Below are 25,922 nucleotides of genomic sequence, written 5' to 3' on the forward strand. Positions count from 1 at the left end.
CCTACCCCACCCACACCCGCGCGTTGCGGAAGAGCCGCAGCCAGGGGCCGTCCTCGCCCCACTCGGGCGGGTGCCAGGAATATTGCAGGGTGCGGAACAGGCGTTCGGGATGCGGCATCATGATGGTGGCCCGGCCATCATTGCTGGTCAGGGCGGTGATGCCCTCGGGTGAGCCGTTGGGGTTGGCGGGGTAGCGCTCGGTCCCTTGGAGTGTCGATGGGTTGCCATCGGGCTCGATGTAGCGAAGCACGGTCAGCTCGCGCGTCTGTTCAAGGTCCGCATCACTGTCAAAGACCGCGCGTCCCTCGCCGTGGGCGACGGCGATCGGCAGGTGCGAGCCGGCCATGCCGCGCAGCAGGATGGACGGGGACTCGGTCACTTCCACCAGACTCAGGCGCGCCTCGAACTGCTCGCTGCGGTTGCGCGCGAAACGCGGCCAGTGCTCGGCGCCCGGGATCAGCTCCCGCAGGCTGGCGAGCATCTGACAGCCATTGCACACACCTAGGGCGAAAGTTTCGCTGCGCGCGAAAAAGGCCGCGAATTCATCCCGTGCGCGATCATTAAACAGAATGGTACGGGCCCAGCCCTGGCCTGCGCCCAGCACATCGCCGTAGGAAAACCCGCCGCAGGCGGCCAGGCCGCGAAAATCGCTCAGGCTGACATGGCCGCTCAGAATATCCGACATGTGCACGTCGAGGCAGGCGAAGCCGGCGCGATCGAACGCCGCGGCCATCTCCAGCTGACCATTCACGCCCTGCTCGCGCAGCACCGCTAGGCGCGGGCGGGCGCCTGTGTTGATCAGGGGCGCGGCGATGTCCTCGGCCGGATCGAAGCTCAGCTCGGTGGCGCCAAGGCCCGCATCATCAGCCTCGATGCGCGCGAACTCTTCATCGGCGCAGTCGGGGTTGTCGCGCAGACGCTGCATCTGGTGGCTAGTCTCGGCCCACAGCTGCTGCAGCTCGGCACGCCCGGCCTCTAGCAGCAAGCGCTCGCCGCAGCGCAGCTCGATGCGTTGATCCGCACGTGGCCGGCCCAGGCGCTGTACGCACTCGCCCAGGCCCCAGGCCAGCAGCTGCCCGTTGACCTCATCGGCCTGCGCGGCGCGCACCTGCACCACGGCGCCCAGTTCCTCGGCAAAAAGCGCGCCCAGCACCTGACTGTCCGTGGCATCGGCGCCGAGCCAGTCGCTAAGATCAAGCTCCAAGCCGCAATGCCCGGCGAAGGCCATTTCGCACAGAGTCACCAGCAGGCCGCCATCGGAGCGGTCGTGATAAGCCAGCAGCAGGCCGTCCTGGTTCAATTGCTGAATGGCGGCAAAGAAGCCGCGCAGCAGGGCTGGGTCGTCCACATCGGGCACCGCGTCGCCGAGTTGCTCATAGACCTGCGCCAGCGCTGAGGCGCCGAGGCGATGCTGGCCGCGACCGAGGTCGATCAGCAGCAGCTCGCTTCCGTTCTGAGCGGCTCCCGAATCCTCCCCGAGATCGCCTCGCAGCTCGGGCGTCAGCACACGACTAGCATCCGTCACCGGCGCCACCGCGGAAATGATGGGCGACAGGGGCGCAGCCATTTCGCGCCGCTCCGGGCCGCGCGGTCCGTCCGTCTCCCAGACGGTTTTCATGCTCATGGAGTCCTTGCCGACCGGAATGGCGATGCCCAGCTGCGGGCAGAGCTCGAGCCCGATGGCCTTGACCGCATCGAACAGGCGCGCATCTTCGCCGGGATGCCCGGCCGCGGCCATCCAGTTGGCCGAGAGCTTAATATCGCCGAGATCAGCGATGGGGGCGGCGGCGATATTGGTCAGCGCCTCGGCCACTGCCAGGCGCGCGGCGGCGCCCGCGTCGAGCAGCGCAACCGGCGGGCGCTCGCCCATAGCCATGGCCTCACCAGTCACACCCTGGTAGTCGGTGAGCGTGACCGCGCAGTCGGCGACCGGCACCTGCCAGGGGCCAACCATCTGATCGCGCGCCACCAGGCCAGTCACCGTCCGATCGCCAATGGTGATCAAGAACGTCTTGGCCGCCACCGTTGGCAGGCGCAGCACCCGCTCCAGCGCCTCGCGTAGGTCGATACCTTCCAGCGCCAGGGGCTGACAGGGCGCGGGCAGGCGCTGGACCTCGCGGCGCATTTTCGGCGGCTTGCCGAACAGCAGCCCAAGCGGCATGTCGATGGGGGTGTCATTGAGATGCTCATCGCTCAGGCGCAACTCGGGCTCCGCGCTGGCATGACCGACTACGGCATAGGGGCAGCGCTCGCGCGCGCAGATGGCGGCGAAATCATCGAGCCGATCGGCCGCCACTGCCAGCACATAACGCTCTTGGGCCTCGTTGCACCACAGCTCCATCGGCGACAGACCGGCATCGGCGCTGGGGATGGCGCGCAGCGCGAAATGCCCGCCGCGTCCGCCGTCCTTGACCAGCTCAGGCAGCGCGTTGGACAGCCCGCCGGCACCGACATCGTGGATAAACAGAATCGGGTTGAAGTCACCCTGCGCCCAGCAACGGTCGATCACTTCCTGGCAGCGCCGCTGCATCTCTGGGTTGGCGCGCTGCACCGAGGCAAAATCCAGATCCTCCGCCGAGGCGCCACTGGCCATACTGGAGGCCGCTCCACCACCCAAGCCGATCAGCATCGCCGGGCCGCCGAGCACCACCAGGGGCGTACCGGGCGGAAACTCCTGCTTAGCCACCTGCCCGGGGCGAATGGCACCGACGCCGCCGGCGAGCATGATCGGCTTGTGGTAGCCACGCAACTCGCTGCCGCCGTTGGCCAGCGGGATTTCCTGCTCATAGGTGCGGAAGAATCCAGCCAGATTCGGCCGGCCGAATTCGTTGTTGAAGGCTGCCGCGCCGATCGGCCCCTCCAGCATGATGTCCAACGCCGAGACGATGCGCCCGGGGCGTCCCCAATCCTGCTTCCCTAAATGCTCCCGGACCTGCTCCCAGGGTTGCTCGCAACCAGGCAAGCGCAGATTGGATACCGCAAAGCCGCACAACCCCGCCTTGGGCTTGGCGCCGCGACCGGTGGCGCCCTCGTCGCGAATTTCCCCACCCGAGCCGGTGGCGGCGCCCGGATGCGGCGCGATGGCGGTGGGGTGATTGTGCGTTTCCACCTTGAGCAAAATTTCGAGCCGCGCATTATGCTCGCGGTAGCGCCCGCCGTCAGGCGAGGCCACCAGCCCCTGAGCCGGCCAGCCAGCGATGACCGCGGCGTTGTCCTTGTAGGCCGAGAGCACATCGCGCGGCGCCGACTGGCTGGTGTTGCGGATCATCGCAAAGAGCGTCTGCGACTGCTCATCACCATCGATGACCCAGTCGGCGTTGAAAATCTTGTGTCGGCAGTGCTCGGAATTGGCCTGGGCAAACATCATCAGCTCGACATCGCTGGGATCGCGACCGAGCGCGCTGAAGCTCTCGAATAGATAGTCGATCTCGTCGCTTGAGAGCGCCAGGCCAAGCTCGACATCCGCCTGCAGCAGCGCCTCGCGCCCGCCGTTTAAGACCTCGATGCGCCGCAGCGGGCGCGGCTGCGGCTGTTCGAACAGCACCTCGGCCGCGCTCTGATCGAACACCAGAATTTCCGTCATACGATCATGCAGCAGCGCACCGGCATGGCGCAGCGCGTCCTGATCGATGGCATAATCAGCGCTGAGATAGTAGGCCGTGCCGCGCTCGATACGCGACACCCAGGTCAAGCCGCAGTTGCGCGCGATCTCCGTCGCCTTGGTCGACCAAGGGGTTTGAGTGCCGGGACGCGGCAGCGCGAGCAGCAACAGTCCCTCGGGCGGACTCCCTGCGGCCAGTCCTTGGGGATCGAGCAGTTGCGCGAGCCGCTCGCGCTCATGTGCGGGGGGCGACTCGCCGGATTCGTCATCCCGTGGTTCGAGCTGAACGAAATGCAGATATTCCGCCGCGAGGCGCAGCGCGCCCAAAGTGATTTGCTTCGTCCCAGCTTGGTCTGGGTCGGCTTTTTTTGCGCCGGCCTGTTCCAGCCGCTGGCGCAGTTTTTTCAGACGGAATTCAGACAGCGCTGGTGCGCCGCGCAGACACAGCATAGCGAGGTTACCTTTGGTCGCGGATAATCCGTGCCGGCCCATCTTAAGCCGATTCGCGCGAGGGCGCGAAATCGAAATCAACCGGCGGTCAGCGCATGCGAAGGTCCCGTCGATGCCTTAACCAACACTTCTGCCGATCGCAAAGACGATGTCCTTTGTCGAACGGCGTTCAGGGCGATTTTGCTATCAGGTTCCCATGGCCACGACTGACACCGATCCGGATTGGCCGGATACCTTGCATTTCCGCCCCATCGGACGCATACACTCGCCGTTCGACGACAAGTTCGGCATTCCGCGCCAGGCACGCCTGGCTCCGGCCGCGCGGGCACGACTGAAAATGCTCCCCCCCTACGATCGCGAAGAAGCCTTCAACGGGCTCGAGGGCTTTTCGCATCTCTGGCTGGTGTTCGTATTCCACCGCGACTGCCTCGCGGCGGACTGGCAACCCATGGTGCGCCCGCCGCGGCTGGGTGGTCGCGCCAAAGTCGGCGTCTTTGCCAGTCGCTCGCCCTACCGGCCCAATCCCATCGGCCTGTCCGCGGTGGCCTGGCACGGGCTTGCGCGCGACGACTCCGGCCTGCATCTAAAGCTCAGCGGGGTCGATCTGCTCGACGGCACACCGGTACTGGATATCAAGCCCTATGTGCCCTATGCCGATGCGCTACCCGACGCCAGCCCCGGTTTCACCGCCGGGCTCGAGGATGCTGTCTGGTCGGTGAGCATTAGCAACCAGGCCGAGCAACAACTTGCCGGGATCGACCCGGAAGGCACACTGCAGCTGCGCGCGCTGATCGAGCAAGTGATCGCGCTTGACCCGCGTCCGGGCTACATGGACCGCTACCCGCAGCGCGATACCTTCGCGCTGCGTTTGCATGGTTGTGACATTCAATGGCAAATTGCAGGCCAGCGTGCCATTGTGACGCGCATCACAGCGGTTACCTGAACGCGCGAGATCAGCGGTCAGCTATACTCGGGTTGTGAGTAAAACCAATTACAGGTTCCTACTGGGGAAAAACCATTGCAGATTCCGGAAGTCAATTGGGAACAACTGCGCCAGTTCCGGCTAGCGCTTGCCGTCAGCGGTGCCTTTTTTCTGCAAACCCTTCTCATCCCCGGCGTGCCTCCCGCCTGGCTGAGTCTGTTGCTGGTCACCGTTGTATGGGTCTACCAGGCCTTGCAGGCACAGCCGCACAGCAAAAACCTCGCGAGCGCATCGAGCAAAGAGGTTGCCACTCTCGCCGAAACCCGCCGCTGGGATCATGAAATCTGGAGCCTGGTGGTCGAGGTCGATGAGCTGATCAAAAACGAAATCTCCGAGCTGCGCGAAATGGTGCACCAAACCCTCGGGTTGATCTCCAATGCCGTCAGTGACCTGCAAAACAGCTTCTCCGGCATGCTGGCCGAGTCCGAAACCCAGCAGGGTCTCGTCAACAACCTGATGCAAGGCAGCGAAGGGAACCCCTCCTCGGGTGGGGAAACGCACATCGATGTTAATGATTTCCTAAAAGAAAACAGCATCCTGCTGACAGAGAACGTCGAGCGACTCATCAACATGGGCAAAAACAGCGTGGAGGTTGCCCATCAGGTCGACGACCTCTCGACGCAGATGGATGGTATTTTCACGCTGCTCGACAGCGCCAACAGCATCGCGCGGCAGACCAACCTGCTCGCACTTAATGCCGCCATTGAGGCCGCCCGCGCCGGCGAGGCCGGGCGTGGCTTTGCCGTGGTCGCGCAGGAAATTCGCAAACTCTCCCAGGACTCGGCCCAGTTCAACGACGAAATCCGCGATCAGGTGCAGCAGTCTCAACGCATCTTCACCGCCACGCGCGAGATCGTCGGGCGCATGGCCTCGCAGGACATGAGCACCTCCATCAACGCCAAGGGCACGATGGATGAGATGAGCGAAAAGGTTCAGGCCATGAACGCCATGGTCGCCTCAGGCATCGATGAGATTGGCAACGTGGTTGACCGCCTGCGCGAAAACGTCAACACCGCCCTGCGCCTGCTGCAGTTTGAGGACATTACCCGGCAAGTGCTCGAGCGCGCCGACAAGCGCATCGATTTCCTCGAGCGTTTCGCCGCCGAGCTCAACCAACTCCCCTTAGCCCAGAACGACGAGTCCGGCGAGGAGGTCGAGGCCGCCAAGACACGGCTCGAAGCGCTGCGCTCTGAGGTGGCCGACGCCGCCCACCGCGCCGTGAGCCAGCAGAACATGGCCGCCGGAGAGCTTGATTTCTTTTAGCCGGCGAACTCCTGCCAAAATGGCGCGGCATCGGCGTAAACTGATCACTTGGCAGCACGCCACCGCCCGCACCAGCCCGGGTACCAGAGACCGGAACAACCGCCACAACCTACTCCCGGGACGCCTGCCACTGGAGCATTCGCGGCCCGAGTGAACATCGGAGAAAGCCATGAGCATCACCCGACACATCGATGAATCCAAGCAGCAAGTCGTCATTAAGATCGACGGCCGCTTCGACTTCGCGCAGCACAAGGCCTTCCGTGACGCGTATCGCGATATACCGTCCGGCAGCAAGTCCTATGTAGTCGACCTGTCCTCCACCTCCTACCTCGACAGCTCGGCGCTTGGCATGCTGCTGTTGCTGCGCGAGCATGCCGGCGGCGATTCCTCGCCGGTGCGCATCCAGGGCTGCGGCGAGGATGTGCAGCGGGTGCTCAAGATCGCCAACTTTGAGAAGCTCTTCCGCCTCGATTAATGCCACCGCGTGATGCCCGCGCGCAAGTCATGCCCGCAATTCATGTTCCTGAGCCATGTTCTCACTTCATCTGCCCGAGCCATGCTCCCGAATAATCCACCGGCAGCACCCACAGTTTTTCATCCGTTCGCATGAGTAACGCCGAGACCCAGGCGCGCCCCGGCAGCCAGCAGCCAGGCGACCAACAGCTCGGCGCCCCGCGCGGCAAGGCGCTGGTCGTCGATGACGAGCCGACCAACTGCCGCCTGCTGACCCAGATGCTCCAGCGCGAGGGCTTCTCCGCCATTGAGGCCCACAATGGCGAGGAAGCCATCGCCAAATTCGACAACGAGCATCCCGATATCATCTTCATGGACGTGATGATGCCGGGCATGGACGGGTTCGAAGCCACGCGCATCATCAAGGCCCGCACCGGCAGCGAGTTCGTGCCGGTGATCTTCCTTACCGCGCTGCGCGATGAAAAATCCCTGATTCAGTGTACCGAGGCCGGCGGCGATGATTTCCTGTCCAAGCCGTTCAGCTTCGGCATCCTCAAGGCGCGCATCCAGGCCATGGAGCGCGTGCGCGATCTCCAGCGCTCCATTGCCGCCAAGAATGCAGCACTCTCCACCCTGATCGAAAAAGACCAGGAAGAGCAGAAGCTTGCCGAACGCCTGCTGAGTCGCGCTGTCAACACGCGTAACGCTGCCACCGGGCGCTATCGCTTCGTGCAGCGCCCAGCGACCACCTTCAGTGGAGATCTGGTGCTGTCACAGTACCTGCCCGACGGCGGGCTGCGCATTCTCATTGGCGACTTTACCGGTCACGGACTCGCAGCCGCCATTGGCGCCATGCCGGTGTCGGACATCTTTCACACCATGACATTAAAAGGCGTGGATGATGACCGCGTGCTGTCAGAGATCAACCGCAAACTCTACCAACTGCTGCCGGCGGACCGCTTTATGGCCGCCTGGCTGATTTCCATCGCCCACACCGGCACCACTTTGCGCTGGTGGAACGGCGGCATGCCAAGCGGTTGGATGCAAACTCGCCATGGCCTGGTCGAGCTCCACTCCCACAGCCTGCCGCTTGGCATCCTGCATCCGCTGCCGGAGCGCGAGCATGCCAATCACCTGCAGGCCGAGCCCACCGACCGCCTGCTGCTGATGAGCGACGGGCTACTCGAAACCGGCACCAAGCCAGACGAGCTGATGTTTGAGGACAACGGCTTTCCGCAGGTGCTCGAGCGCTGGAAGCACGGTGAGCCCGTCATGGACCACCTGATCGAATCGCTCGATGAGTTGCGCAGCGGCGAGCCCTTCGATGACATCACCATTGTCGAGATCCCGCTGGGTAACTCGGACTATCACTCCTCTCCGGCATCCAAGACCGCGCTCTATCAATCCGGCTGGCGCTGGTCGATCGAGCTGGCGGACGCGCGCCTCGACACCCTGCCCGCGCTTGAGGACCTGCTCGGCTCCGTGGGTCTGCTTGAGGGCCTGCACAATCACATCGGCGCGCTGCAGACCATTGTCACTGAGCTTTACACCAACGCCCTTGAGCACGGTGTTCTGAGGCTCGAGTCCAGCATGAAGGCCACCCCCGACGGCTTCGAGCTCTACTACCGCGAGCGCGAACGCCGCCTGGCTGTGCCCACGCCAGGCTGGATCAAGCTCAGCTTGAGCTACCAGCCCGGCTCTGGGCGCCAAGGACGCATCCGCATCAGCGTGCGCGACAGCGGCCCTGGCTTCGATGATGAAGAACCCCTGCAGACCGATGCCTCCCAACCTTGGGGACGCGGCATGAAACTGGTGCGCGATCTGTGCGAGTCCGTCAGCCATAGCCGCAATGGCGCCGAGGTCGAGGCAATTTATGCCTGGTAACTTTTTGCGCCTGCCCTCGCTCCACCACTCCATCCGTGACTGAGCTCCATGACTGAGCAGAAAAATCGCCAAACATCATCCGCGCTCAGCGATCGCATGCTGCAGGTCATCAACGCCACGCCCGTTGCCATCTGCATCACCAATGCCCAAGGTCTGTTTGAGTTCGTCAACCCGGCCTACTGCCACTTTTACGGCTATAGCGTCGAGGAGTTACTCGGTCAGCACTTCACCCTGGTGGTGCCGGATGAAAACAAGACACTGATGCATAAGCTCCATGACCGCTTCATCGCAGGTCACAATGAGGTGCGTGGGGAGTGGGAGGTGCTCGACCGCTGCGGCAACATCAAGCAGATCATTGCCGACGCGACCCAGATCACCGGCAATGACGGGCAGCCGCGCAAGGTCACCTTCATCATGGACATCACCGAGCGCATCCGCCACGAGCGCATGCGCGCGGACATCGAACGGCTGATGCGCCATGACCTGCGCACGCCGCTCAACGCCATTCTCAACATACCCGACCTGATCCGCGACGATGGCAACCTGACCGCCGAGCAGCTCGAACTGCTCGACATTGTCGAGCGCTCCGCGCGCACCATGGTGGAGATGATCGATGCATCGCTCAATCTCTACAAGCTTGAGGCCGGCGGCTACCCGTTGCAGGGCGAGCCCATGGACCTGCTCGAGCTACTCGCGCGCGTGCTGTCGGACTGCGAAAAATTCGCCGCCAGCCAGGGTCAGCAGGGACGGCTGCTCATCGACGGCCAGCCCGTCACCGCGGCGGATCGCTGCATCCTGCGCGGCGAACCGCTGCTGTACTACAACCTGTTCGCCAATCTGATCAAAAACGCCTTTGAGGCATCGCCCGCCGACGGGCAAGTAAAAATCAGTCTCGAGCGGGGAGGCGAAGGCGCAAGCGTCAAGATCCACAACCAAGGCTGCATCCCGGCCGAGATTCAGCCGCGCTTCTTCGACAAGTACGTCACCCAGGGCAAGAGCAGCGGCAACGGCCTGGGCACCTACTCAGCCCGCCTGATCGTCAATGCAGTGGGCGGGACTATCGGCTTCGACAGCGCCGAAGACACCGGCACCCTGCTGTGGGTCGAGCTACCCGGCGACAGCCGCGTGACTGAGCGGTCCGATTGAGGGATTTATGCAGCCAGCGCTCCGCGCAGTCGGGGCTCCAGCAGGGCGTACTCCTGCTGTAGACGCCCCACCAGATCGGCCGCTATGGTGAGATCAGGCGCCGACTTCTCGAGCTGCTCGGCTAGCTCCTGCAGGTGCGGCGCAGAGACCGCGCCGGCCAGCCCTTTCAGGCTGTGCCCCTTAAAGTGCAGCCCGCCGAGGTCCCCCGCTTCCAGCAAGACGCGCATTTCCTTGAGCCGCTCGGGCGCATCGGCCAAAAATTGTTCGATGGTGGCATCGGCGATTTCCCGATCATCGCCGAGACGGCGCATCAACTCAGCAATATCGAAACGCTCATCCCCCCCCCCCGCTGGCGGCATCCTGTGCGATGAGTCGCGCGGCATCATAGCGCACGCCGCCGTTCTCGACCGGGGTGGCCTCGGCTGGGCTGGCGGAGTCCGCTCCTGCCACCTCGGGCTCCGGCGCGCCCGGGGACGCCTGCAACTGCCCCGTGCGGAAACCGCCAGCACTTGCCGGCATGGCGTCTGCCTGAGGCTGCGTGCCCGACAGCCGACTGGCATAGGCATTGGTTTCGGTCTGCAACCGCTCGATCAGATCGCTGGCTACGCCGAACAGGCTGTCGAGCTCGGCATGCAGCTCGGCGCTTAGCGGCAGCACGTAGAGCTCGCTCAGTGCCTTCAGCACCTTCTCGGGCTGCGGTATTTCATCAGGCGAGACACTCCGCGCACCATAGCGACGGCGTTCCGTTGTGGGCCCCGCCGACAGAGCTGAGGTCTGCAACGGCGACAAGCCCGCCTCAGTGACCGCTAGCGAATCAACCCTCTCCAGCGGGTCCTCGGAGCGCATTGGCACCGCCACATCCTCGGCACCGAGCGCGGCATCCAGCTTTTCATCCATCAGCACCGCGCGGTCGCGTCCCGACGACTTGGCGCGATTCAACGCCCGATCGGCCAGCTCCAGCAAGTAGGTCGCCGGATGCGCGTCATCGGCGCGAACCGCCGCCACGCCCAGGCTCACGGTGACATGATTGGCCGCCGAGGAATACTTGTGCTCTAGCGCAAGTTCCTTGACCGCCGCGCGCATGGCCTCAGCCGTAACCCGCGCGCCTTCCAGGTCGGTATCCGGCAATAAAGCGACGAACTCCTCACCACCATAACGCGCGAGTAGATCGCCCTGTCGCTTCAGCGCGCTGCCAAGCGCCGCCGCGCCCTGTTGCAGGCAGATATCTCCCGCGCCATGGCCGTAGTGGTCGTTCAGTGCCTTGAAGTGATCAAAGTCGATCATGATCAGCCCCAGCGGCTTGCCGCTGAGACGCGCACGCTGCCACTCCTTGTGCAGCAGGGTATCGAACTTACGCCTGTTGTAAACATGCGTCAGGCCGTCGATGTAGGACATAGCCTCAAGCATGTCCGCTTTCTGGCGCATGTTGATCTGATTGCGCACCCGCGCGCGCACAATCGGCAAACTGATAGGTTTGGTGATGTAATCGGCCGCGCCCAGCTTTAGCCCGACCTCCTCGGCCGCGCTGTCGCCAATGGCGGTAACGAAAATAACGATAATATCCTTGGTGTTGTCATCCGCCTTGAGCCGGCGACACACCTCAAAACCGTCGATCTCCGGCATCATCACATCGAGCAGGATCAATGCCGGTTTGTCCGGCCCCTGCGCAATGGCCAGCGCCTCCTCACCGCCGCGGGCCTCGGAGATGTGATAGCTGTCACGCAGCATGCGCGAGAGCAAATAAACATTCGCCGGTTCATCATCGACGATCAGTATTCGGTAATCCTGCCTGCTCACGATTCTGTTACCGCCAACTTCTCCGCCAACTTCCCCACGAGCCCCGACAGGCCCCAATGCGCTCTCATCAGTTCTTCATCCTAGCTTGCCGCGCGATTTACCGCCACCACCCCGGGCTTTTTCACGTTTGAGAACCGGGCTTGGCAGCCCGCCACCCATGAGCTAGCCAGCTTGCATCATCAAGGGTCAGACAGAGCGCATCGTGCCAGTCATTTCCACTCAGACGGCGGTAAAACTTAAGCCCCATGACCAGGCTCAGCGCGTACGCGATCGTCGTCGCCGCAGCGGCACCGGCGAGCCCGAGACAGGGAATCAGGATCAGGTTCGCGGCCAGGTTAACCACAACAACTGCCAGTGCGACCAGCATGTTCAACTCCGGGCGGCCGCGCGCCGCGATATCGTTGGCAAGCACGCGATAAACCGCCATCAGCACCATGCCCGGCAGCAGAATCCACAACGGTAGCACAGCCGCGGCGTACTCGCTGCCAAATACCACATCAATCAAGGTATGCGCCAACCAGGCCAGCACCAGGGCGGCCATGGCAGTGATCAGCAACAGCCACCGGGCGATCAATGGCGTGAGCTGCTTGCGCTTGGCGTCATCGCGCGACAGTTGCGCCAGACGCGGAAGCAGAACCGTACTCACCGCCTGGGAAATCAACCACAGCTTCTCGGCCAGGGCCACCGCGATCACATACACCCCGACAGCCGCCGGACCCAGAAACAGATTAGCCAGAAAGACATCCGCTTTGTAGTTGAGGAAGGCCAGGATATTTCCGACATGCGCCTTCCATCCGTAGCCGAGTGAACGCTTCAAACAGGTTGCGACTCCCGGTCCCCTGTCATCCGCCCGAATCCATTCCGCCACCCAGCGCAGCGTCAGCCCGAGCGCCACCAGTTGCGCGACAAGCTGGGCACCGAGCAGCCCGGTCAACTCCCGGTGACCGCCAAGACTGAGACCCGCCACGAGCAGCAGCAGCATGGCCGGCTGCACCATAGCCAGCAGATTATAGCGCCCGAACGCCTGCAACCCCTGCAGCAGACTATGCAAATAGCTGTTCAGGAGCGCGAATGGGTAAACCCCGAGCGCGAGCCATAAAGCGCTGGCGTCGATGCCGGGAAACAGCCTCTGGCGTTGCCACAACAAGAGCGCTGCGCCAATGACCAGACCCACCAGGCCAACCAGCAAGAAGATCACCAGATTTGCGACAAAGAGTGCGCGCACGCCGGCCTGCTCAGTCCCCAGGTAATAGACGTTTGCCGGAGCAACGCCGAAATTGAGCAGGGACACAAGCAGCGTCGGCAACAGCAGTGCAACGGCATAAGCACCGTTCGCTGCGGGTCCGTAGACCCGGGCAATGATCACAATGGTCAACAGGCCGAACAGCGCCGCCGCAAGCTGCCTGACAAAGGTGGCACCGACATGCCCCATCAGGCGGCGCAAACCGAGCCCGCGGGTCATCTGTGGGCCTGCTGCGGCGGCGGCCCCGCGCCCGTGCGTTCTAGCAACCGCTGATAGGCGTCGACCAGGCGACTGACAACCGCCGGCTCGCCATAGCGCGCCCGGCAACCGGCACGCAGGGCATGGGGGTCATAGCGCCAGGCCGTTAAGCGCAAACGCCGCAGCGCCTGCGCCAGCGCTGCGACATCGTCCGTCGGCACCAGCAGCCCGTCCTGCTCGCGCACGATAGATTCCGGCCCACCACAACGGGTCGCGATCACTGGCTTGCCAAGCGCCAATGCCTCGATCAGCACAATGCCAAAGGTTTCATAACGGCTCGGCAGCACTAGGGCATCCGCAGTGGCAATGAGCTCAAGCACCTGCGCGCGATCGAGCACCCCGAGAAAGCGCACCCGATCGGACAGGCCAAGCTCCTCCACCATGGCCTGCAGGGCCTCGCGTTCCGAGCCGTCGCCGCCGATGTCCAGGCGCACCCTGGGGTCTGCGCGAAAGGCACTCGCAAAGGCCCGCAGCAAAACATCCATGCGCTTGTTCGGGGTCAGCAGGGCAACAGCCGCAAAGCAGAAACTATCCGTCTTCTCCCGGGCCGCATGCCGCGCCGGCAAGGGGTGATCGAGAAAAGCAGGGTCGACCGTGTTGGGCATTTCCTCCCACAGACCCACCTCCGCCCCAAGCGAGGTGCGCAGTTGCTGCGCAAATGCTTGACTGACCGCAAAACGACGCGAGGCCGCGCGCGCGGCACCGGCCGCCGCGCTCAGCTCAGTCGGCTTCAGCCGGCCGAGCGCATAACCGGAGTAATGCTCGGTCACGACAAACGGGATGCCATCGCGGCGCTGAATGCGTTGCGCCAGCACACCGGCATTTAGCAGACAGTGGGAGTGGATCACATCCGGCTGACCATGAATCGCCCGATAACGGCGATAAAGGCGCAGCCCCAGGCGCACCCAGAGCCGGATATTCCCGTAAGGAATGCCGGGTAGCCAGGCCCATGCATCGTCGCTAATGACCGGTACCTCCGGGTAGGCTCGGGCACTTGGCTTGGCAGCTGCCGCGACCATCACTGGCAGATCAGGCGCCGCTGACTCGGCGATGTCCCGTCTGCCTGAGATACCAAAGCGCCAATCCCGCAGGGAATGCAGCCGCGGGTGGATGACACCCACCTGCACCCCCTCGCGCGCCAGCGCTCGCACCTGCTGGCGCACATACACGCCAGCCACGTCATTTTCCGCGCGCGGATACCAGGTGGAGATAATTAGCAGGTGCAACGCAAACCGCTCAGCAACAGGCATCCGCTCGGGTGCCGCTGGCGACCACGCACCAGCCATCGATCATGCCTCGTTGCAACGGACGCAACGGCAGCGCCAGCAACGAACGCAGCGCCATCGCAAAGGTGGGTGCGTAAATCAACGGCAAGGTGCCGGCTGGCGTGAGCTCAACATCAGTCAGTCCGCTGCGCGAGAGGATCAACTTGAGCTCAAAAGGGGCAATGGGGTTGATATGGCCATAGGCCAGATTCGGCTCTTCGAAGCTCCAGAATTGCCCCTTATGCAGAAACAGCAGGCGGGAAAGCCAAGAGGCAGAGTTGGGCGTGCTAACAACCACCGTGCCGCCAGGCCGGGCCAGCCGCACCAGTCCGCGCACATAGGCCCAAGGGTTTTCGACATGCTCGATGACCTCGATGCCGCACACGGCATCGAAGCAGCCAGCATGCGCGTCGATGAAGTCCGCCCATTGCGTCTCGGCATTGAAATCCACCCGATGATAATCGATCGCGCGTGCTTGCTGCGCACAATCGCCATCGTTCACGTCCACGGCCGTGACCTTGTAGCCGAGATCATGCAAGCGCGCCGCCAGCGCACCCTGCCCGGCTCCCATATCGACAACGCGCGAGCCCAGCGGCACCCGTTGGCGGATGACGTGCGCGACCTGCTCATGCAGCCCTGGGTCTGCGCGGATCAATATCCCGTCGTAATACTCCAGCGGCTTTTTGCGCAAATACAGCCGGGGGCGGGCGGCACTATTCATAGTTGTTGGCAACCACGGGCAGCTTGAGCACAAAGCAGCCGCCGCCGAGTGCACCGGCATTGCTGACTTCGATGAAGCCGCGCGCTCCGTTGGCCGCGCCATGGCGCTCGGCCACCAGAGCGCAGAAATGCAGGCCCAGGCCAGTATTCCCCATCTTCGCATCCGGTGCGGCGCTGTCGTGCAACGTGCGCCGGCCCAGCATGCTTTCCGGGTAACCCGGGCCGTCGTCGTCAATCGCCAGCACCAGCCAATCACCGTCGCGTCGCGCACTCAGGCGCACGGTACTTGTGGTGTAGCGCACGGCGTTTGTCAGCACGTTCTCAATCAGCGAGCCCACCAGGTAGGCATCGAGCGTCCAGGCCAGTTCCTCATCGCAGGCGATGTTGCAAGACAGCCCGCGCTGGTCGAGCAGCGGCTTGTTGTTCAGCCAGCTGTCCTCAAGCAGCTCATAGAGGTTGGTTTGCTGAAAATTCTGCGGATACAAGCCATGATCATGGCGATAGATGGTCAGCAGCTTGGTCAGATTATCTTTCATCCGCCGCGCTTCGTACTGCAGTTGCGCGAGCGCTTCGGCCTCGGCCGGCTGCTTGGCGCGGTCGGATTCAGCCAGCGTGTCCACGGCGTTAAGCACCCGATTCAGGGAGTTTTTCATGTCATGGATGCCAATCGCCAGCACGGCGCTGAAATCCACTCCGGCATCGCTATTCATAAGTGGTCTCCGCAGTGCGCGCCGCGGCCAGTGCCGGATAGCGCCCAAGCTCGCCGATTGCGTCAACCGCCTCGGCCAGGGCGGCGCCGACGCGTTTGGGCACCGGGGCCTTGCCGAGCAGGGCGTCTAGCTCGCCGAGCAGCACGTTCTGCCCGGTGCCGTCGCTCGGCGCCAGACACAGCATTTTGCCAGCCAGCTCCCAATAACCGAGCTGCGGGTCATCGGCGCAGTTGCGGCTCATGGACTTCAAGCGCCGCTGCGCCTCGCGCATGTCGCCACGCGCCGCCAGTGCCTTGATCAGCGCCAGGTAATCCGCCGGATCGGGCAGCCCCATCTGCGCCGCGATCTGAATCGCGCGGCGCCAGGCGGGTTCGGCCAACTCGTAGCGGTGCAGCCGCATCGCCAGGCGCGCCAGCGCGCGCTGGCGGCGTAGGGATTTGGGCGAGCGCTCCAGCGCGGCCACCAGAATGTCCAGCGCTTCGGAGGAGCGGTTTTGTTGCTCGCACAGGGCGGCGAGACGATCATGCGCGGCCATGTAGTGCGGCGTCAGCGCGATGGATTCGCGATACAGCGCCTCGGCAGCCGCGGCATCTCCGCGCGCGTCCATAACCTGCCCGCGCCGGGTCAAGGCCCAGGCCAGCGGTCTTTCCGCCATCGCCTGGGTGCAGGCGGCCTCGGCGCCGTCGAGATCCCCCGCCGACAGTGCCAGCTCAGCGCGAATGTTCAGCAGCTCCAGACGATTGGGCGGATTCTCGCCCAGCAGCGCATCAAGCACCTCCAACGCGCCTCGTGGCCCCTGCGTGCTGAGCGCACGCGCGACCGGCCCGAGGGGCTCGCGACGGCGCAGTGCCCGTCCGAGGCGCGCGCGCAACAGATCCTTGGTGAAGGGCTTGGACACATAGGCATCGGGCGTGAACTCAAGCGCCCCCATGACCATCTCGTTGGAGTTCTCGGCCGTGACCATAACAAAAACGGTCGCGAGATTGATCAGCCCTTCGGCGCGCGCCTGATCAAGCAGCTGCTGCCCGTCGATGCCATCGCCGAGATTGTAGTCGCACACCACGATGTCAAACCGCTTGGCGCGCAGCGCGGCCAGGGCATCTTCTCCCGTTGCCACCGGCGTGATGTGATCAAAGCCGATGGACATCAGCATCTGGCGCAGCGTGCTGCGCATGTTCTGAAAGTCATCAACAATCAGCACCGTCTTCTTGGCCAGATTCATGCTGACACTATACCGGACAGTGCGCTATTTTTCGCTGTCTGGGTGCTTAATTGGCGGCGGGTTTTGGGGGCGGCTCCGGGGGCAGGCACCGGTCCCGGGGGACGCCGTGAATACATCCATGTAGGCTTGCGATCGCATCCATGCGATCGAACACCCCCGCGACCGATACCTGCCCCCGGAGCTCATAGTGCTGGGCTGGCGGCTGGCGGACTGGTGGACGGGTGGGCGGATGGAGGTCTCTGGGATTTGGATTTGGATTGGATTGGATTTGGATTGGGGTTGGGGTTGGGGTTGGCGTCGGGGCTCAGGCGTAAATGTCTACACCAAAAATGGCGCGCACGTATTCGCGCTCCTGGCTGGTGCTGACAGCATGGTAGGCGTCGAGAGCCTGGCGTGCCTTGGGGTTATTTTTCTCGACCTCTGGTGCCGAGGGGCGGGTGTGGCGGCGGTTGAAGCGCTCGGCCTGCTCTGGTTCGAGCACCGGGCGCGGGGTGAAGGGTGCCTGGGCGGTGCGTTCTTCGGTTGCGGTGGTTGCTGTAGGCTGCGCAACCTCGCGCTCCGCCGGCGTGGGCTGATCCCACTGACGGTAAAGGTTAACCTGGTTAAGATGGCCGGAGATCAGCATAAATCGGAGCGAGCCGGTTGGGTCCTGTCAACGCTCGTCCCAACACCCACCCAGTTGCGCAGCTGATTGCTCTCATCAGATGCAAAGCACTCGTGGGAGTATTGCCGTTGTGACGAATGCTGGCGATCTCTAAGTATAGTAGAGACAGCCGAAAACGTCCGAAGTGCCAGGACAAGCACCATATTTTAGCCCTCACAGCGAACTACAAGGCCGGATCACCGATGCAAGAGCCGCTTCCCAGCCCGGATGACATGCCCTCCCGTTTTGGCCGCGTCATGTTGTTTGCCGCCTGGATCGTCGGCCTCGCGCTGCTCGGGCTGTTCTTTCACCAGTATCTTGAGGGCGAGCACAACCCCAACCGCAACCTGGAGATATCCGCGAGCGCCGACGGGCGTGCCGAGGTGGTGCTCAAGCGCAATCGCCTCGGGCACTATGTAGCGCCTGGCACCATCAACGGCATGCCCGTGACCTTTCTGGTTGATACTGGAGCCAGCGCCGTCGCCCTGCCATTGGACCTGGCGCGCGAGCTTGGGCTGCCATTGCGCTCAGGCGGGCGCAGCAAGACGGCCAACGGTATTGTCAACACATGGACGACCCGTATCGACAGGCTTGCCATCGGCGCCCTACACGCCCTCAATGTCCATGCGGTGGTCATGCCCAACATGCCTGGGCACGAGGTTCTGCTTGGCATGACCTTTCTGCGCCGGGTAGAGCTATTTCAACACGATGGACGTCTCACCCTTCGCGCGCCAAACTAAGGCAACTTCGTCTAACAATTTTATCTTGAAACTATGCCTAATATCGAGAAACGCCTGTTCGCTTTACCTGATTTCACAATCCAGCCCATCGACAACCATGCGGTGATGCTAATTCGCTCTGACACCGGCGCGGTAGCGGCTGTAGATGCGCGTTGGCAGCATTTTTTAAGTGATCTACGTGTATTTCGCACCCTTCCCGCGCACGCCTCAGTCATTGCGAATAACATCCCTCAACTCCGCGGCCATGAAAACGGATTGGTCAATGGGTTTAAAGACCTGGTGTCACGCGGCCTGTTTTATTCTGCGGATGAATTTCTATTAAAACTCGAATCAGGTTCCTATCCCGCCTCCCCCAGTCACAAACCTTTGACACTTTGCATAAGAACCTGCAATCGCCCTCACCTCTTGCGTCGGCTTTTGCAATCTCTGGTTGAGAACGCAAAGCGTTTTAAATCACGCTGGCCGGTTGAGATATTAGAGGACTCCAAGCACTCTCATGATTGTCTTGCCAACCGTTCGCTTGCTGCAGAGTTCGCGACACAGCTAGATTTGCGCTATGTCGGACTGGAAGAACAGGAGAGTTTTATCTCGGAGTTATGTCGGCACCAGCCCGATGATTGCGACTCCCTGCGTTGGCTCCTCGACCCAAAGCATCCTGCCAACGTCAATCAACCGACGCACGGCCGGCTCTATAATCTCGCTTTTCTAATGCATGCGGGGCAGCGGATATTGTTGATTGATGACGACACCGTTCTGCGAGCGCTGCAACTGCCAAACGCTTCTAAACAGCCTATCTTTCGGATTCAACCTGCGCCCGGCGTCTTTTTTCCAGATTCAGAAACTGCCAATTCCTGCCTTCAGCCCTTCGATGGCGATCCACTAGCGGCTCACGCAGATTACCTTGGGCTCCCAATCGTTTACGCCATCAAAAGAATGACTGATTCCCGTCTTGAGCAACGCCTGCTAGAAAATCAGTCAATTGACGACATTCCGCCCCCCAAAAACAAAACCGGTATCCTTCGCTATACGCACAACGGTTTCCTTGGTGACACTGGAACAACGAGTGACCACCTGCGGTTGTATAAGCTCCGGCTAGATGCACCCGAACTTGTAGTTGACCCCGAAGCATACCTCAGGTTCAGGCATGCTCCCCGTTTTGCCTTCGGGAGCAGCGATTCACCACAGATACTGAGCGGGACCCACCTTCACCATGCGACCTGCGTCGGACTTGATCTATCTGATCTGATGCCGCCAGTCATCCCAACCGGACGGAGCGAGGATGGCCTGCTTGCGTCCCTCATGCGCTTTCTCTATCCTGCCGATGCCGGACTGCGCCACGCATTTGCACTGGAACATGGGCTTGAAGCAGTGAAACCTTGGGCTTTTGAAGCCGAGCTTCTATTTAAGCCATTTGACGTGTCGACCGCAGCCAGCCTTTGGACAAGCCAACTCCCCTCTGGGTTGGACCTCACCCCATCGCAGCGCTGGTCGCTGCTTGCCCAAACGCTTCGCAACAGCGTTGAAAGCGGCACTCTCCCTGTCCGCTTAGCTGGCATGCTAGAACAACACAGAAATGAAAGTCTTTCATTCCAATTTGCCGTCATCCACGGCGAACTCGCCATTCACACAGCAAACACACCCAACGGAATCAAGCAAATCCCGGATGACAGTCCTTGGCGACAAGAACTTGAGGCCATAAGCTATCGGCTGTCTCAGCAGCTCCGTGACAGCCATTCAGCCCCCGATACCTCCCCGGAATTGGATCGGATTTGCTCCAAGATTGATACGTATTCCCAGGCGCTTGCCCCATGGACTCGCGCCTTTGAATCTTCACAGCAATGATCTGTCACGCAGAATTTGCCGTCCATCGCATGCTGGAGCCATGCCCTCTGAGTTTTCTGTTATCAATTTCCCGTAAAACCTGAGACTTACCCAAAACATTTTTCCACAGTACGGTGGTCATGTCATGCGAATGGGCGAACGGTCAGCATCCGCCTCACTAGCCCCCCCCTCAGCCAGTCCAGCATGCGTTTCAAGCAGCTCTCGTTCGGCCAGTTATCGGCGCCTACTGTCCAATTACCTTATCAAAAGGCCTCTACCAAGAGGGCCCGGCGTCATCACAAGGTCCAAATATCTCTGAAACAAGCTATGCCGCAACGCGATAACCTACGCAATGCAGGAGAGAACATCCTTGAATACAGAGCACTCATTCTGTACCACAAAAAAAACCGGCTCTAATTGAGCCGGTTTTTTTGACGTCACAGGGTCAGCTAATTGTCTACATCAGGACTATATATATTATTCACTGACATAGATCTCTCAACATTTCCCTACGCCTTCCTCGGTGTGACTATTTCAGCTGATAGCTGTAGCCATGATTTGTCATGTCACCGGTGAAATAAGTCGCAGAGCTCGCTCTACGCATCTGCAACATAACGCCGTAAGACGGGAGGCCACGGTACTGATAGAGAGCATCTCCACCCGAGCTATTCAGCTGAAGATTGACCCAGCCGTATTGAGCGTCAGGATTATCCAAGGCTGTCTGTACATCCAGGAAACTCCCAATTGTAGACTGCAGCGGATCAGGGTCTCCTGTGACAAAGTTAATTACATTTGTCTCATACGGCAGCACGAACGGGTTGTTTGGCGCCGGAGAGAAGATTGGTCCCTCTGTCCCCATACCTTCCTCACGGTCGTAAACGTAAGCCTGAGCCGTTACGAGCGAATTGGCATTGTCGCGATCTGGATTATCTGTAGCCGTATTAACAGCAGCGAGGTTCCAGAGATTGCTGAACGGCGCAACCTGAGCCTCCGGAGGAGTAACTCGTTGCCCCGAAGCGTTTCCTCCTGCAGTCGCAACATACAGCGCTGAATTGTCGCCTCGGCAATTCAGAACGTTAACACCGTTATTTCGCCAAGCGTTATTGCCGGCTTGTACATTAGCGCAGTTTTGGTCAACGTGATATCCCTTGGTCGGGAAATTCACTACCCAGTTTGCGTACTGATCGTTGGGAGCGTAAGAAACCCATGAATTATAGACGTTGGTCCATTTGAAGCGATTCTCAACGCTGTCTAACCCAGTAATGTCCCAAAGCTTAGCCGGCATAGTCCCGAGCGTTGGCTCAAGGAAGTACACGGCGCTCTGCGCGGTCATTAGCCCATTATCTTCACCAGGTGCGCAAGCAGGCAACACGGAACTTTGATCCTGCCCTGGAGCTAGAGGCTGAACTGCTGGAGCTACTGACGAACAGACAACAGCATCTAAGTGGAGCGCTTCGGTACCAAAACCAGCACCGAGGTCAGAGCGAACGTAAACAACGTTTGCTTTCAGAGGCGCAGGATGCCTAACCGGGCCGAAGCCAATATCTGTAGCGGGGTTGAAAGTGCTGGCAGGCCCACCATAATTGGTTTGCGCACCAGAACGTTGTGCATAAATTTGGGCAGGAGTACCGCTACTGGTGTCGACCTGAGACGAGATTGCAGAGGCATTGATACTGTTCGCAGCCATTCCGTTGAAGGCACCGCCTAAGTCGGGGATAGGAGCTGCGTTCGGATCAGCGACCGACCGAGCCTGAGCGCCGGCGCAGTTGTTTGGCTGGCCTTCGGCGTTGTGAGTGATCATCCAACCGATGCCATCTGGGCCTAGATTACACCGCTCACCAGCCTTGCACTCACCCATGACTAACAGCTCGATATAACCTTCATCCATTCTGTAATTGGACTGCGGACCGCCATCGTCGTTTTGGCCTGAATATGCAAGCGCCAGCAAAGGCGCACCAGCCATAGGGACCGTTGGTGACGTGCAGCTCGTATCATTGGTCGGCTTTAGGATAGGAGCAGCACCCTCACCATCCCCAGCAGCAAGGAAACCGGTCCAGACATCATGGGGCGAGAGGAAAATGGTGAAGTCGAGCACATCTCGACTGTTCCGGGCCTCACGGAAGCGTACCTTGACGGCAAGCGCACTGTCACTAGTGTTTGTAAGGTTGATACCGGTATTCCAACCGCCATTAACCGTGTAATACGGTACGATGGCTGCTTGGCCAGTCCCAGTTGGCGAGTACCCTGTCGGCGCATTTGCGTCCTGTGCGAACATGGGTCCGGTGGTAACGAGAGCCGCGCCACCGATCGCAGCGGCAACCGCAGCACTCAGGCGAGCCTTTTTCGTATTCATCATCGTCGATATCTCCGTGCGGATAAAAAAACTATGGCTTCTGGCCCGGTTCGTCTTGAGCCATACCGGGTATGTTAAACGATTGGGACTGGTGCCACCACCCCCCTTTCTCATGCACCCACCGCTCCGTCAGGTAACGCTCAAACCGAATGGGCCTGATTTCATCGAAGTAGGTGATTTCGTGATCGACTAGAAAACCGATTTCGACTGTGTCGTCATCAATCTGCTCGATCTGGATCGGCTCGACGCCGTACCAAGTAACGTGAGGCCCGATCTGGCCAGAAAACTCTGAGGCAGTGACGGTTTCACGAAACTCTGGGGTCTCGTAGGCCCACGCCGCGGCGAAATCTCTCGCAATGAGCGCATCCCAACGCTCTTTGAAAGCCTTAATGAGGGCAACTGACTGCTCATCCTGCGGAAGATTCGGCTCTGGCCGCGACGAGAGCACAATTTTCTCGGCCTCTGACGTGGTTATTCCGACTGGGCCGAACTGTGGCTCGGCCACCGTGTCATCCGAAGCATGTGCAACGCCTGCTAGCGCCACAAGACACACCACCACAAGGGCTAGACGCGCAACTGTTGAACTGACCAGCGCGCGACACAGGAGGGCCGGGTTCATGAAATCACCCGTAGCGATTGATCTCTGCTTGACCGGAGGCCGATGGCAATTTCGCAACACTTGGAGCACCTAACAATTCTTGATCTAAGGTATTTCGGTGAACTTTAGTGCGTTGCGCCTGACCTGTCAACTGTATTTTTCCCAGAAAAGCCGATTTTTTGCAACAAATCGCAAAAAAACCTCTGGTTGCAGCGCTTACTAAAGTCTCCCCTCTAGCTAACTGTTTTGCGGTGAAAAGCCATGTACAATCTTTTCCCAACCATCGGCAAACAAAATCCCGTTAGCTGAGTTGTTATGGCAAAAAACATGCTGGTGGTAAAATCGGCAAAAATTACTCTCCTGGTTTCCAAAAAGGGAGGGCTGGAGATAGCGCAGACTCGCTGAGTTAAGCACCACGACCAATGCTGCCGGCACCGTGACAAGTTACATCTCACGGTCTCGGTCCGAAGACAGGCCCGTTTGTTGGCGTCCGCGGATCGACTGCAGGCTCTTCGCCAGTTGGCGCCAGACCGTCTCCAGGGGGCTGAGGGTTGCGTTCACTGGCAGGGACATCAGGATCCGTTTCTTTGGCTTCCGGCTGGCCGGCTGCGCTGCCGCTGCGAGGCAGTTGCGCAGTTGAGGGCAAGCGTGTGGGTGGGATAAGAGGGGGAGCATTGGCGTAATCGCGCAAAGCAAACACGCGCTCGTTATCCTGATTACGCAAGATGAGACGGTCCGCCTCAATACTGCGAACCGTCCATCCCTTCAAATCGTCTCCCGGTCGCAACCGGTGCGGCTGCGGCTCCCGTGGTAAACTAACCCAAGCCAATGTGCTGTCAGGGCTGATCAAAACGCCGCTAAAATCGAGCCCTTGCAGAGCGCTGTCGTCAACAGGCTCTGGCTCCGGTGTTCCGTTTTCGGGGCCGTCAGGGGTCTTCTCAGGCGGGCGGCGGTCGGGTAAGAACAGTGTCCGTTCAACCACTGCGGCATATTCTTCCTTCGGTGGCGGGGGGGTGAGCAGATCCGCCGCGTCAGGTAACTTTGTCGCTGGCTGCGGGTTTGCGCCCACGGTTTCAACGGAACTCAGGTCAAACTCTGGCTGATTTCTCCAGCCATACCACTGGAGCGCAAGCACAGCTGCTAGTGTGCCAGCCATTATCGCGAGCAAGATTTTCACGCCGGCAACACCGCCTCACTGCGCTTGCGAAGGTCAGACGTGTTCAACTACTGCCTCCAAGGGAGAAGCCAAATATGTCCAGGCGTAGCGTTAATTCATCGCGCTCGCGCGGATCAACCTGACCAGGACGCCGCTGCACCTGAGGCCGCAAGGGTACATTGCTCGCGGAACTGCGCAAAGACATCTGATCGACAAAGAGAAATGGACGAGCAGCTTCGATACGGTACAGAACATCCAGCACGGCTTGCGTGCTCCCTTTGAATTGTATCCGCACCCGAATCCGCTGTGGCCGCTCACTGGCATCAACAGGCAGAATCTGCGTGCTGATCGGGTCAGCACCGGCCGCGCGGATAATATCTTGCACCTGGCTTTGGAGCTGTGCACCTGCCAGTGCGGGCGTTTCAGCATCAAAATAAAACGCTCTGGTATCATCGCGATTGCGTACCTGTTCAAGCTCTGCTCGCAAGCTCGGGAGGGTTGCCAGTATGCGCTGGTAGTTTGTAATCTGCTCGCGTGATCGGTCTATGCGACTGTTTAGGTCCTGCACCTGCAGCCACCATGGCCAGATCAACGATGCAAAAACAACCAATGTAATCCCGGCAGGCACCCCCCAAGCCAACAGGCAACGAGCGCCCGGGACGCGCATCGCGATCATGGCGACGCTCGCCGGTACTGGAAGGCAATATGGAAGCGCTCCTTACCGGTTTGGGAAACCTGCATGACCGGCGAGCGGAAGGTGACCTCACTGATACCTGGCGCTTGCTCTAAAATGTTCAGCAACTCAGTCGCCTGACCGGATTCTCCGCGCACGTCCACGTCTTCGTTTCGGTAATTGACGGTCTGCACCCAGGTGTTATCCGGGAGCCGTTCGGTTAGCTCGCGCAGAAGGTCGATCATGCGCGGCTGCGCCGCTTTGCGATTAAGCACCGCGACACTGCCGGCGCGTGCGCTCTCAAGCTCTTCGCGAATAGTTGGTACCTGCTCGGCGTCCGCTCGCAAGCCTTGAAGCACTCCCGTCAGTTGCTCAAGCTGCTCCCTCTTCTGCCGAACCGGGGAATTCATGACCGCCGCAAGCAGGGCGCAAATCAGAAGCAACAGCATTATGTTAATGAGCCAGCCATAGGAACCCCGACGCGAGCGCTGTGCGTCTGGTAGCATGTTTGCGCCATCCCAGGCTCCCTGCCAGCAAAGTCGGGCAGCCGGCGATCCAAGTTGCCGCAGCCGCTCCAGCCAATGATCGGCAAGATCTCGACGACACAACGCGAGACGGACATTGAGTTGGCCGCCTCGCGGCCGAGTGCCCTCGGTAAAGACGTCGTAGTAGACTTCTTGCGAATTAAAGGGCGTCAAGCGACCCAGTTCGTAGCCGATGACTTTCCGCAGACCAGCCTTAACCTGCGCCGGTAAACTGAGTGAGCGAGTGAGTACATCTTCTGCCGGAAGCTCAAGCACGGTTTCACGCCAGCCGCTGCGTGGGCGAGTAACCAGATTGTTCAGACTGGTATCGACTCGGTCCGTCAGGACTGTGATGGGAACGCGCTCAGACTCAAGCTGCCTCAGCAACAACGCATCCTCTCCGCGCGGACTCACGATCAA

The 25,922-nt window shown here is 60.9% G+C and carries 21 protein-coding genes; 7 read left to right on the plus strand and 14 right to left on the minus strand.

Annotation, left to right across the window (positions count from 1 at the left end):
* Position 1: 1 nt before the first annotated feature.
* Positions 2-4,051 (minus strand): phosphoribosylformylglycinamidine synthase, encoded by a 4,050-nt coding sequence (purL, locus tag Thiosp_RS22065; protein ID WP_201069320.1) that lies wholly within the window; start codon positions 4,049-4,051, stop codon positions 2-4.
* Positions 4,052-4,247: 196 nt separating this feature from the next.
* Between purL and tsaA the strand changes: the two genes are divergently transcribed.
* From tsaA to Thiosp_RS22090, 5 genes are all read left to right on the plus strand, one after another.
* Entirely contained in the window at positions 4,248-4,994 is a 747-nt protein-coding gene (gene tsaA / locus Thiosp_RS22070; RefSeq protein ID WP_201069319.1) for a tRNA (N6-threonylcarbamoyladenosine(37)-N6)-methyltransferase TrmO, read from the plus strand.
* Positions 4,995-5,069: 75 nt separating this feature from the next.
* Positions 5,070-6,296 carry a methyl-accepting chemotaxis protein gene (locus tag Thiosp_RS22075; protein WP_242519051.1) on the plus strand — a complete coding sequence of 409 codons (1,227 nt, stop codon included), beginning with the start codon at positions 5,070-5,072 and terminating at the stop codon, positions 6,294-6,296.
* A gap of 169 nt (positions 6,297-6,465) precedes the next feature.
* The gene (locus tag Thiosp_RS22080) at positions 6,466-6,771 is read left to right on the plus strand and encodes an STAS domain-containing protein (protein WP_201069318.1); all 306 of its coding nucleotides are present in this window, start codon (positions 6,466-6,468) and stop codon (positions 6,769-6,771) included.
* A gap of 131 nt (positions 6,772-6,902) precedes the next feature.
* On the plus strand, positions 6,903-8,633 hold the full coding sequence (locus Thiosp_RS22085) for a SpoIIE family protein phosphatase (RefSeq protein WP_201069317.1): 1,731 nt from the start codon (positions 6,903-6,905) through the stop codon (positions 8,631-8,633).
* Between the two features lie 48 nt (positions 8,634-8,681).
* Positions 8,682-9,779, plus strand: a complete 1,098-nt coding sequence (locus Thiosp_RS22090) for a PAS domain-containing sensor histidine kinase (RefSeq protein ID WP_201069316.1) — start codon at positions 8,682-8,684, stop codon at positions 9,777-9,779.
* A gap of 5 nt (positions 9,780-9,784) precedes the next feature.
* Here Thiosp_RS22090 and Thiosp_RS22095 read toward each other — a convergent pair whose 3' ends face one another.
* The 8 genes from Thiosp_RS22095 to Thiosp_RS22130 form a co-directional block, all read right to left on the minus strand.
* Positions 9,785-10,090 carry an Hpt domain-containing protein gene (locus tag Thiosp_RS22095; protein WP_274607989.1) on the minus strand — a complete coding sequence of 102 codons (306 nt, stop codon included), beginning with the start codon at positions 10,088-10,090 and terminating at the stop codon, positions 9,785-9,787.
* A 22-nt stretch (positions 10,091-10,112) separates the two neighbouring features.
* Positions 10,113-11,576 carry a diguanylate cyclase gene (locus Thiosp_RS22100; protein WP_323696707.1) on the minus strand — a complete coding sequence of 488 codons (1,464 nt, stop codon included), beginning with the start codon at positions 11,574-11,576 and terminating at the stop codon, positions 10,113-10,115.
* Between the two features lie 121 nt (positions 11,577-11,697).
* Entirely contained in the window at positions 11,698-13,038 is a 1,341-nt protein-coding gene (locus Thiosp_RS22105) for an oligosaccharide flippase family protein (RefSeq protein ID WP_201069314.1), read from the minus strand.
* The gene (locus Thiosp_RS22110) at positions 13,035-14,363 is read right to left on the minus strand and encodes a glycosyltransferase (RefSeq protein ID WP_201069313.1); all 1,329 of its coding nucleotides are present in this window, start codon (positions 14,361-14,363) and stop codon (positions 13,035-13,037) included. Before Thiosp_RS22110 ends, Thiosp_RS22105 begins: the two co-directional genes overlap by 4 nt.
* A complete protein-coding gene (locus Thiosp_RS22115; protein ID WP_201069312.1) occupies positions 14,314-15,063 on the minus strand; it encodes a class I SAM-dependent methyltransferase in 750 nt (249 codons plus the stop codon). The genes Thiosp_RS22110 and Thiosp_RS22115 overlap by 50 nt, the downstream gene beginning before the upstream one ends.
* A complete protein-coding gene (locus tag Thiosp_RS22120) occupies positions 15,056-15,772 on the minus strand; it encodes a sensor histidine kinase (RefSeq protein WP_201069311.1) in 717 nt (238 codons plus the stop codon). Before Thiosp_RS22120 ends, Thiosp_RS22115 begins: the two co-directional genes overlap by 8 nt.
* Positions 15,765-16,994 (minus strand): response regulator, encoded by a 1,230-nt coding sequence (locus tag Thiosp_RS22125; RefSeq protein ID WP_201069310.1) that lies wholly within the window; start codon positions 16,992-16,994, stop codon positions 15,765-15,767. The genes Thiosp_RS22120 and Thiosp_RS22125 overlap by 8 nt, the downstream gene beginning before the upstream one ends.
* A 304-nt stretch (positions 16,995-17,298) precedes the next feature.
* Complete coding sequence (locus Thiosp_RS22130; RefSeq protein ID WP_201069309.1) at positions 17,299-17,619, minus strand: hypothetical protein; 321 nt, start codon at positions 17,617-17,619, stop codon at positions 17,299-17,301.
* Between the two features lie 221 nt (positions 17,620-17,840).
* On the opposite strand from Thiosp_RS22130, the gene Thiosp_RS22135 reads away from it, so the two are divergent.
* Complete coding sequence (locus Thiosp_RS22135; protein WP_201069308.1) at positions 17,841-18,377, plus strand: retropepsin-like aspartic protease family protein; 537 nt, start codon at positions 17,841-17,843, stop codon at positions 18,375-18,377.
* 33 nt (positions 18,378-18,410) lie between these two features.
* Positions 18,411-20,219: a hypothetical protein gene (locus tag Thiosp_RS22140; protein ID WP_201069307.1), complete on the plus strand. Its 1,809-nt coding sequence runs from the start codon at positions 18,411-18,413 to the stop codon at positions 20,217-20,219.
* Positions 20,220-20,727: 508 nt separating this feature from the next.
* Here Thiosp_RS22140 and Thiosp_RS22145 read toward each other — a convergent pair.
* The 5 genes from Thiosp_RS22145 to Thiosp_RS22165 form a co-directional block, all read right to left on the minus strand.
* A complete protein-coding gene (locus Thiosp_RS22145) occupies positions 20,728-22,554 on the minus strand; it encodes a hypothetical protein (protein WP_201069306.1) in 1,827 nt (608 codons plus the stop codon).
* 28 nt (positions 22,555-22,582) lie between these two features.
* Positions 22,583-23,170 (minus strand): hypothetical protein, encoded by a 588-nt coding sequence (locus tag Thiosp_RS22150; protein WP_201069305.1) that lies wholly within the window; start codon positions 23,168-23,170, stop codon positions 22,583-22,585.
* 430 nt (positions 23,171-23,600) lie between these two features.
* Positions 23,601-24,326 carry a hypothetical protein gene (locus tag Thiosp_RS22155; protein ID WP_201069304.1) on the minus strand — a complete coding sequence of 242 codons (726 nt, stop codon included), beginning with the start codon at positions 24,324-24,326 and terminating at the stop codon, positions 23,601-23,603.
* Between the two features lie 43 nt (positions 24,327-24,369).
* The gene (gspM, locus tag Thiosp_RS22160; RefSeq protein WP_201069303.1) at positions 24,370-24,981 is read right to left on the minus strand and encodes a type II secretion system protein GspM; all 612 of its coding nucleotides are present in this window, start codon (positions 24,979-24,981) and stop codon (positions 24,370-24,372) included.
* Complete coding sequence (locus Thiosp_RS22165; RefSeq protein ID WP_201069302.1) at positions 24,978-25,916, minus strand: PilN domain-containing protein; 939 nt, start codon at positions 25,914-25,916, stop codon at positions 24,978-24,980. The genes gspM and Thiosp_RS22165 overlap by 4 nt, the downstream gene beginning before the upstream one ends.
* Positions 25,917-25,922 lie beyond the last annotated feature (6 nt).

This window comes from Thiorhodovibrio litoralis, assembly GCF_033954455.1.
In the GTDB taxonomy this organism is placed as follows: domain Bacteria; phylum Pseudomonadota; class Gammaproteobacteria; order Chromatiales; family Chromatiaceae; genus Thiorhodovibrio; species Thiorhodovibrio litoralis.

Excerpts from the sequence above, each read along its gene's own strand:
- Thiosp_RS22090 (WP_201069316.1), top strand. The coding sequence starts at position 8,682 with ATGACTGAGCAGAAAAATCGCCAAACATCATCCGCGCTCAGCGATCGC.
- Thiosp_RS22130 (WP_201069309.1), bottom strand. The coding sequence starts at position 17,619 with ATGCTGATCTCCGGCCATCTTAACCAGGTTAACCTTTACCGTCAGTGG.
- Thiosp_RS22080 (WP_201069318.1), top strand. The coding sequence starts at position 6,466 with ATGAGCATCACCCGACACATCGATGAATCCAAGCAGCAAGTCGTCATT.
- Thiosp_RS22110 (WP_201069313.1), bottom strand. The coding sequence starts at position 14,363 with ATGGCTGGTGCGTGGTCGCCAGCGGCACCCGAGCGGATGCCTGTTGCT.
- Thiosp_RS22095 (WP_274607989.1), bottom strand. The coding sequence starts at position 10,090 with ATGCGCCGTCTCGGCGATGATCGGGAAATCGCCGATGCCACCATCGAA.
- Thiosp_RS22105 (WP_201069314.1), bottom strand. The coding sequence starts at position 13,038 with ATGACCCGCGGGCTCGGTTTGCGCCGCCTGATGGGGCATGTCGGTGCC.
- Thiosp_RS22140 (WP_201069307.1), top strand. The coding sequence starts at position 18,411 with ATGCCTAATATCGAGAAACGCCTGTTCGCTTTACCTGATTTCACAATC.
- Thiosp_RS22115 (WP_201069312.1), bottom strand. The coding sequence starts at position 15,063 with ATGAATAGTGCCGCCCGCCCCCGGCTGTATTTGCGCAAAAAGCCGCTG.
- gspM (WP_201069303.1), bottom strand. The coding sequence starts at position 24,981 with ATGATCGCGATGCGCGTCCCGGGCGCTCGTTGCCTGTTGGCTTGGGGG.
- Thiosp_RS22120 (WP_201069311.1), bottom strand. The coding sequence starts at position 15,772 with ATGAATAGCGATGCCGGAGTGGATTTCAGCGCCGTGCTGGCGATTGGC.
- Thiosp_RS22150 (WP_201069305.1), bottom strand. The coding sequence starts at position 23,170 with ATGAACCCGGCCCTCCTGTGTCGCGCGCTGGTCAGTTCAACAGTTGCG.
- Thiosp_RS22145 (WP_201069306.1), bottom strand. The coding sequence starts at position 22,554 with ATGATGAATACGAAAAAGGCTCGCCTGAGTGCTGCGGTTGCCGCTGCG.
- Thiosp_RS22125 (WP_201069310.1), bottom strand. The coding sequence starts at position 16,994 with ATGAATCTGGCCAAGAAGACGGTGCTGATTGTTGATGACTTTCAGAAC.
- purL (WP_201069320.1), bottom strand. The coding sequence starts at position 4,051 with ATGCTGTGTCTGCGCGGCGCACCAGCGCTGTCTGAATTCCGTCTGAAA.
- tsaA (WP_201069319.1), top strand. The coding sequence starts at position 4,248 with ATGGCCACGACTGACACCGATCCGGATTGGCCGGATACCTTGCATTTC.
- Thiosp_RS22085 (WP_201069317.1), top strand. The coding sequence starts at position 6,903 with ATGAGTAACGCCGAGACCCAGGCGCGCCCCGGCAGCCAGCAGCCAGGC.
- Thiosp_RS22135 (WP_201069308.1), top strand. The coding sequence starts at position 17,841 with ATGCAAGAGCCGCTTCCCAGCCCGGATGACATGCCCTCCCGTTTTGGC.